This is a genomic window from Saccharopolyspora sp. NPDC002686 (genome assembly GCF_040295745.1).
GTDB classification, from domain to species: Bacteria; Actinomycetota; Actinomycetes; order Mycobacteriales; family Pseudonocardiaceae; genus Saccharopolyspora; species Saccharopolyspora oryzae.
The window spans coordinates 1-5,698 of sequence record NZ_JBEOVY010000435.1 but is presented as its reverse complement, the minus strand read 5'-3'; the positions used below and the strand labels follow the sequence as shown (position 1 = coordinate 5,698).

General features: G+C 70.2%; 3 protein-coding genes. 2 read left to right on the top strand and 1 reads right to left on the bottom strand.

All coding sequences use genetic code 11. The features are described from left to right. Positions 1 to 467 (top strand): methyltransferase domain-containing protein (locus ABTZ89_RS34770; protein ID WP_351052891.1); only part of this gene is annotated, 467 nt, incomplete at its 5' end. 53 nt (positions 468 to 520) lie between these two features. On the opposite strand, the gene ABTZ89_RS34765 is transcribed toward ABTZ89_RS34770, so the two are convergent. After that, positions 521 to 3,154 (bottom strand): valine--tRNA ligase, encoded by a 2,634-nt coding sequence (locus ABTZ89_RS34765; RefSeq protein WP_351052888.1) that lies wholly within the window; start codon positions 3,152 to 3,154, stop codon positions 521 to 523. Between the two features lie 127 nt (positions 3,155 to 3,281). Here ABTZ89_RS34765 and ABTZ89_RS34760 point away from each other — a divergent pair, with 127 nt between their 5' ends. Next, positions 3,282 to 5,576: an FdhF/YdeP family oxidoreductase gene (locus ABTZ89_RS34760; protein ID WP_351052885.1), complete on the top strand. Its 2,295-nt coding sequence runs from the start codon at positions 3,282 to 3,284 to the stop codon at positions 5,574 to 5,576. Positions 5,577 to 5,698 lie beyond the last annotated feature (122 nt).

Below are 5,698 nucleotides of genomic sequence, written 5' to 3'. Positions count from 1 at the left end.
CCGACGGCGAGCTGGCGGGCTACCGCGCGGAGAAGGTCTTCCACGCGCTCGCCGACCCGGTGGCGGCGCTGGCCGAGGCCAGGCGCGTGCTGGCGCCGGGCGGGCGCATCGTGCTGCTCGGCCAGGACTGGGACGGCATCCTGATCGACTCCGACGACATCGCGGCCACCCGCGCGGCGGTGCAGGCCCGGTCGAGCACCCTCCCCAGCCCGCGCGTCGCACGGCAGTACCGGAACCTGTTGCTGGACAGCGGTTTTCGCGATGTCACCGTCGAGGCCCACATCGGCGTGCTCACCGACGACGTCGTCCTGCCGCTGCTGATCGGACTGGCCGAAACCGCCCGCGAGGTCGGCGCGCTCACCGACGCCCAGGCGCAGGCGTGGACCGCCGAGCAGTGCCGCCGAGCCGAGACCGACCGGCTCAGCTGCGCCATCCCGATCTTCGTCGCCGCCGGCACCAACCCGTGACGAAGCGAAGGGCGCCTCCGACCACGCGGAGGCGCCCTTCGGACAACGCTCGATCAGGCCTGCGGGAGGGCCTCCAGGCGGCCCTTGATGCGGTCGATCTCGATCTGCGCCGTCTCGCGGCGGGCCTTGATCTTGTCGACCACCTCGGCCGGGGCCTTGTCCAGGAACGCCGGGTTGTTCAGCTTCTTGTCCGTCCCGGTCAGCTCCTTCTCGGCCGCCGCCAGGTCCTTCTCCAGGCGCTTGCGCTCGGCGGCGATGTCCACCGCACCGGACAGGTCCAGCTCCACCGCCACGTTGCCGCCGGCCAGGCCGACCTCGATGGACGCCGAGGAGGTGAAGCCGTCGGCCGGCTCGGTGATCCGGGCCAGCGACCGCACCGCGGGCACGTGGTCGGACAGGCCGAGCTCGTCGACGCCGCCGAGCTTGGCCGCCACCCGCTGCCCCGGCTTGAGGCCCTGGTCGGACCGGAAGCGCCGGATCTCGGTGATCAGCTTCTGCACCGCGGTGATCCGCTGCGCGGCCGCCTCGTCGGCCGCCGCGCCGCCGGCCTGCGGCCACTCCGCGATGACCACCGACTCGCGGCCGGTCAGCGCGGTCCACAGCGTCTCGGTGATGAACGGGATCGTCGGGTGCAGCAGGCGCAGCAGCACGTCGAGGACGTGGCCGAGCACCTCGCGGGTCCGCTCCGCCCGGTCGCCGCCGGCGTCCAGCTGGACCTTGGACAGCTCCAGGTACCAGTCGCAGAACTCGTCCCAGGTGAAGTGGTAGAGCGCCTCGGTGGCCTTGGCGAACTGGAAGTCCTCCAGCAGCGCGTCCACATCGGACACCAGCTGGTCGGCGCGGTCCAGGATCCACCGGTCGGCGTCGGTGAGCTCGTCGCGGTCGGCCAACCGCTCCGGCACCTTGGCACCGTTCATCATGGCGAACTTGGTGGCGTTGAACAGCTTCGTGCAGAAGCTGCGCGACGCCGCCACCCACTCCTCGCTGATCGGCGAGTCGGTGCCCGGGTTGGCGCCGCGGGCCAGCGTGAAGCGCAACGCGTCGGTGCCGTAGGTGTCCATCCACTCCAGCGGGTCCACCGTGTTGCCCGCCGACTTGGACATCTTCTTGCCGTGCGCGTCGCGGACCATGCCGTGCAGCGCGATCGTCTTGAACGGCGCGACGCCGTCCATCGCGTACAGGCCCATCATCATCATCCGGGCGACCCAGAAGAAGAGGATGTCGTAGCCGGTGACCAGCACGCTGGTCGGGTAGAACTTGCGCAGGTCCGCGGTGTCGTCCGGCCAGCCCATCGTGGAGAACGGCCACAGGCCCGAGGAGAACCAGGTGTCCAGCACGTCCTCGTCCTGGTGCCAGCCCTCGCCCGACGGCGGTTCCTCGTCCGGCCCGACGCACACGACCTCGCCGTTCGGGCCGTACCAGATCGGGATCCGGTGGCCCCACCACAGCTGCCGCGAGATGGCCCAGTCGTGCAGGTTGTCGACCCAGTCGAAGTAGCGCTTCGACATCTCCGGCGGGTGGATGGCCACCTGGCCGTCGCGGACCGCGTCACCGGCCGCCTTGGCCAGCGGACCGACCTTGACGAACCACTGCAGCGACAGGCGCGGCTCGATCGGCTCCTTCGACCGGGAGCTGTGCCCGACGCTGTGCCGGTACGGGCGCTTCTCCTCGACGATCCGGTCCTGCTCGCGCAGGGCCTCGCGGACGGCGACCCGCGCTTCGAAGCGGTCCATGCCGTCGAACTGCGTGCCGGTGTGGGCGATGCGGCCCTGCTCGTCCATGATCGTCAGCATCGGCAGGTCGTGCCGCTTGCCGATCTCGAAGTCGTTCGGGTCGTGCGCCGGGGTCACCTTGACCGCGCCGGTGCCGAACTCCGGGTCGACGTGCTCGTCCGTCACGACCGGGATCTTGCGGCCGGTCAGCGGCAGCTCGACCTCGGTGCCGACCAGGTGCCGGTAGCGCTCGTCGTCCGGGTGCACTGCGATGGCGGTGTCGCCGAGCATCGTCTCGATCCGGGTGGTGGCCACCACGACCGAGCTGTCCCCGTCGCCGTAGCGCATGGAGACGAGCTCGCCGTCGATCTCCTTGTGCTCCACCTCGATGTCGCTGATCGCCGAGCGCATCTCCGGCGACCAGTTCACCAGGCGCTCGGCCCGGTAGATCAGACCGTCGTCGTAGAGCTTCTTGAAGATCGTCTGCACCGCGCGGGACAGGCCCTCGTCCATGGTGAAGCGCTCGCGCGTCCAGTCGACGCTGTCGCCGAGGCGCTTCATCTGGTCCAGGATCGCGCCGCCGTGCTTCTCCTTCCACTGCCACACCCGGTCCAGGAAGCCCTCCCGGCCGAGGTCGCGGTGGTCGATGCCCTCGTCGCGGAGCTGCCGCTCGACCAGCGCCTGGACCGCGATGCTGGCGTGGTCCATGCCCGGCAGCCACAGCGCTTCGTAGCCCTGCATCCGGCGGCGCCGGGTGAGGATGTCCATCTGGGTGTGCTCGTAGGCGTGCCCGATGTGCAGGCTGCCGGTGACGTTCGGCGGCGGGATGACGATGGAGAACGGCGGCTTGTCGCTGTTCGCGTCGGCGGTGAAGTACTCGGCGTCTACCCAGCGCTGGTACAGCTCGGCCTCTACGTCGGCTGGATTCCAGGACGACGGAAGTTCACGTTGCTGAGCGGCATGGGTCTGTGTCACGGGGTGGATTCTACGAGGCCCTGTTCAGCGGTTTTCCCGGGCATCGCCCGGGCCGCGACGGGCTCCGCGGTGAAGCTCGACACCCCTGGTCGTTGCCTCGCCGCGCGCGGTATCGCAGGCTAGGCGCATGTCGCGTGGAGCCCCTGAGCAGGACATCGACGAGAACGGCCTCCGGGTCGGCGAGCCCGGCCACGCCGCGGCCGGGGTCAAGGGAGTGCTGGTCTCGCTGCAGCGCAGCGTCGAGCAGATGGGCGTGGCCCGCACGGCGCGCACGTTGCCGCTGCTCAACCAGCGGGACGGCTTCGACTGCCCGGGTTGCGCGTGGCCGGATCCGCGCGCAGAGGAGGGCGACAAGCGCAAGATCGCCGAGTTCTGCGAGAACGGCGCGAAGGCGGTCGCCGAGGAGGCCACCACGCGGCGCGTCGGACCGGAGTTCTTCGCCCGCCACTCGGTGGCCGAGCTGACCGAGCGCACCGACTACTGGCTGGGCCAGCAGGGGCGGCTCACGCACCCGATGATCCTGCGCGACGGCGACACCCATTACCGCCCGATCGAGTGGTCCGAGGCGTTCCGGGTGATCGCCGACGGCCTGCGCGAGCTCGACTCGCCGGACGAGGCGGCGTTCTACACCTCGGGCCGCACCAGCAACGAGGCCGCGTTCCTCTACCAGCTGCTGGTGCGCAGCTTCGGCACGAACAACCTGCCGGACTGCTCGAACATGTGCCACGAGTCGTCCGGGTCGGCGCTGACCGAGACCATCGGCATCGGCAAGGGCTCGGTGTCGCTGTCCGATGTGGAGCACGCCGATCTGGTGCTGGTGGTGGGCCAGAACCCGGGCACCAACCACCCGCGGATGCTGTCGTCGCTGGAGAAGGTCAAGAAGCGCGGCGGGCGGATCATCGCGGTCAACCCGCTGCCGGAGACCGGGCTGATGCGGTTCAAGAACCCGCAGAACGCGCGCGGCGTGGTCGGTGACGGCACCCGGCTGGCCGACGAGTTCGCGCAGATCCGCCTCGGCGGCGACCTGGCGCTGTTCAAGGCGCTCAACGCGCTGGTGCTCAAGGCGGGCGCGGTGGACCGGGACTTCGTCGACGGCTGGACGCACGGCTTCGACGAGTTCGCCGAGCAGGCCACCGAGGTCGACTGGGATGCCACCGCGCTGGCCACCGGGCTGGAGCGGGAGCAGATCGAGCGGATCGCCGAGATGGTGATCCGCTCGCAGCGCACCGTGGCCTGCTGGGCGATGGGCCTGACCCAGCACAAGCAGGGCGTGGCGACGATCCGCGAGATCGTCAACCTCCTGCTGCTGCGCGGGATGATCGGCAAGCCCGGCGCCGGCGTGTGCCCGGTGCGCGGCCACTCCAACGTGCAAGGCGACCGCACGATGGGCATCTGGGAGAAGATGCCGGAGAAGTTCCTGGCCGCGCTGGAGTCCGAGTTCGGCGTGCCGGTACCGCGGCAGCACGGTCTGGACACGGTGGACACCATCCGCGCCATGCGGTCCGGGCGGGTCAAGGCCTTCATCGGGATGGGCGGCAACTTCGTCTCGGCGACGCCGGACACCGACGCCACGATCCGGGCCCTGCGCGACTGCGACCTGACGGTGCAGGTGTCGACCAAGCTCAACCGCTCGCACGTGACGCCGGGCCGCACGGCGCTGATCCTGCCGACGCTCGGCCGCACCGAGCGCGACGTGCAGGCCGGCGGCGAGCAGTTCGTGACCGTCGAGGACTCGATGTCGGTGGTGCACCGCTCGCGCGGTCGGCTCGCCCCGGCCTCGGACCAGCTGATCTCCGAGGTGGCGATCATCTGCCGGCTGGCCCGCGAACTGCTCGGCCCAGAGCACCCGGTGCGGTGGGAGTCCTTCGAGCGCGACTACGACGTGATCCGCGACCACATCGCGAACGTGGTGCCGGGCTGCACCGACTACAACCGCAAGGTCCGCGAACCGGACGGCTTCGTGCTGCCGCACCCGCCGCGCGACAGCCGCACCTTCCCCACCGCGACGGGCAAGGCGAACTTCTCGGTGAACGTCCCGGAACCCATCGAGGTCCCGCCCGGACGCCTGCTGCTGCAAACCCTGCGCAGCCACGACCAGTACAACACCACGATCTACGGCCTGTCCGACCGCTACCGAGGAGTCGAGGACGGCCGCCGAGTGGTCCTGGTCCACCCGGACGACATCGCGGAACTCGGCTTCGCAGCAGGAGATCTGGTCGACGTGATCTCCGAGTGGCAGGGTGAGGAAGGCCTGGAGGCGCGCCGAGCGGACCGCTTCCGCATCGTCGCCTACCCGACGGCCCGGGGCTGCGCAGCGGCCTACTACCCGGAGGCCAACCCCCTGGTCCCGCTGAACTCGGTGGCGGAGAAGTCCAACACCCCGGTGTCGAAGGCAGTCATCATCCGCCTCGAACGCGCCTGACCCGATCCCGGTTCCGCCGCTCAGAACCGAATCCAAGCGGCGGAACCGGGATGTGCTCCTCCCTCCTCCCCGCGTCGGTGAATAGCGAGGACAGCCGTGTCGAAGAGCCGGTAAGCAGACCG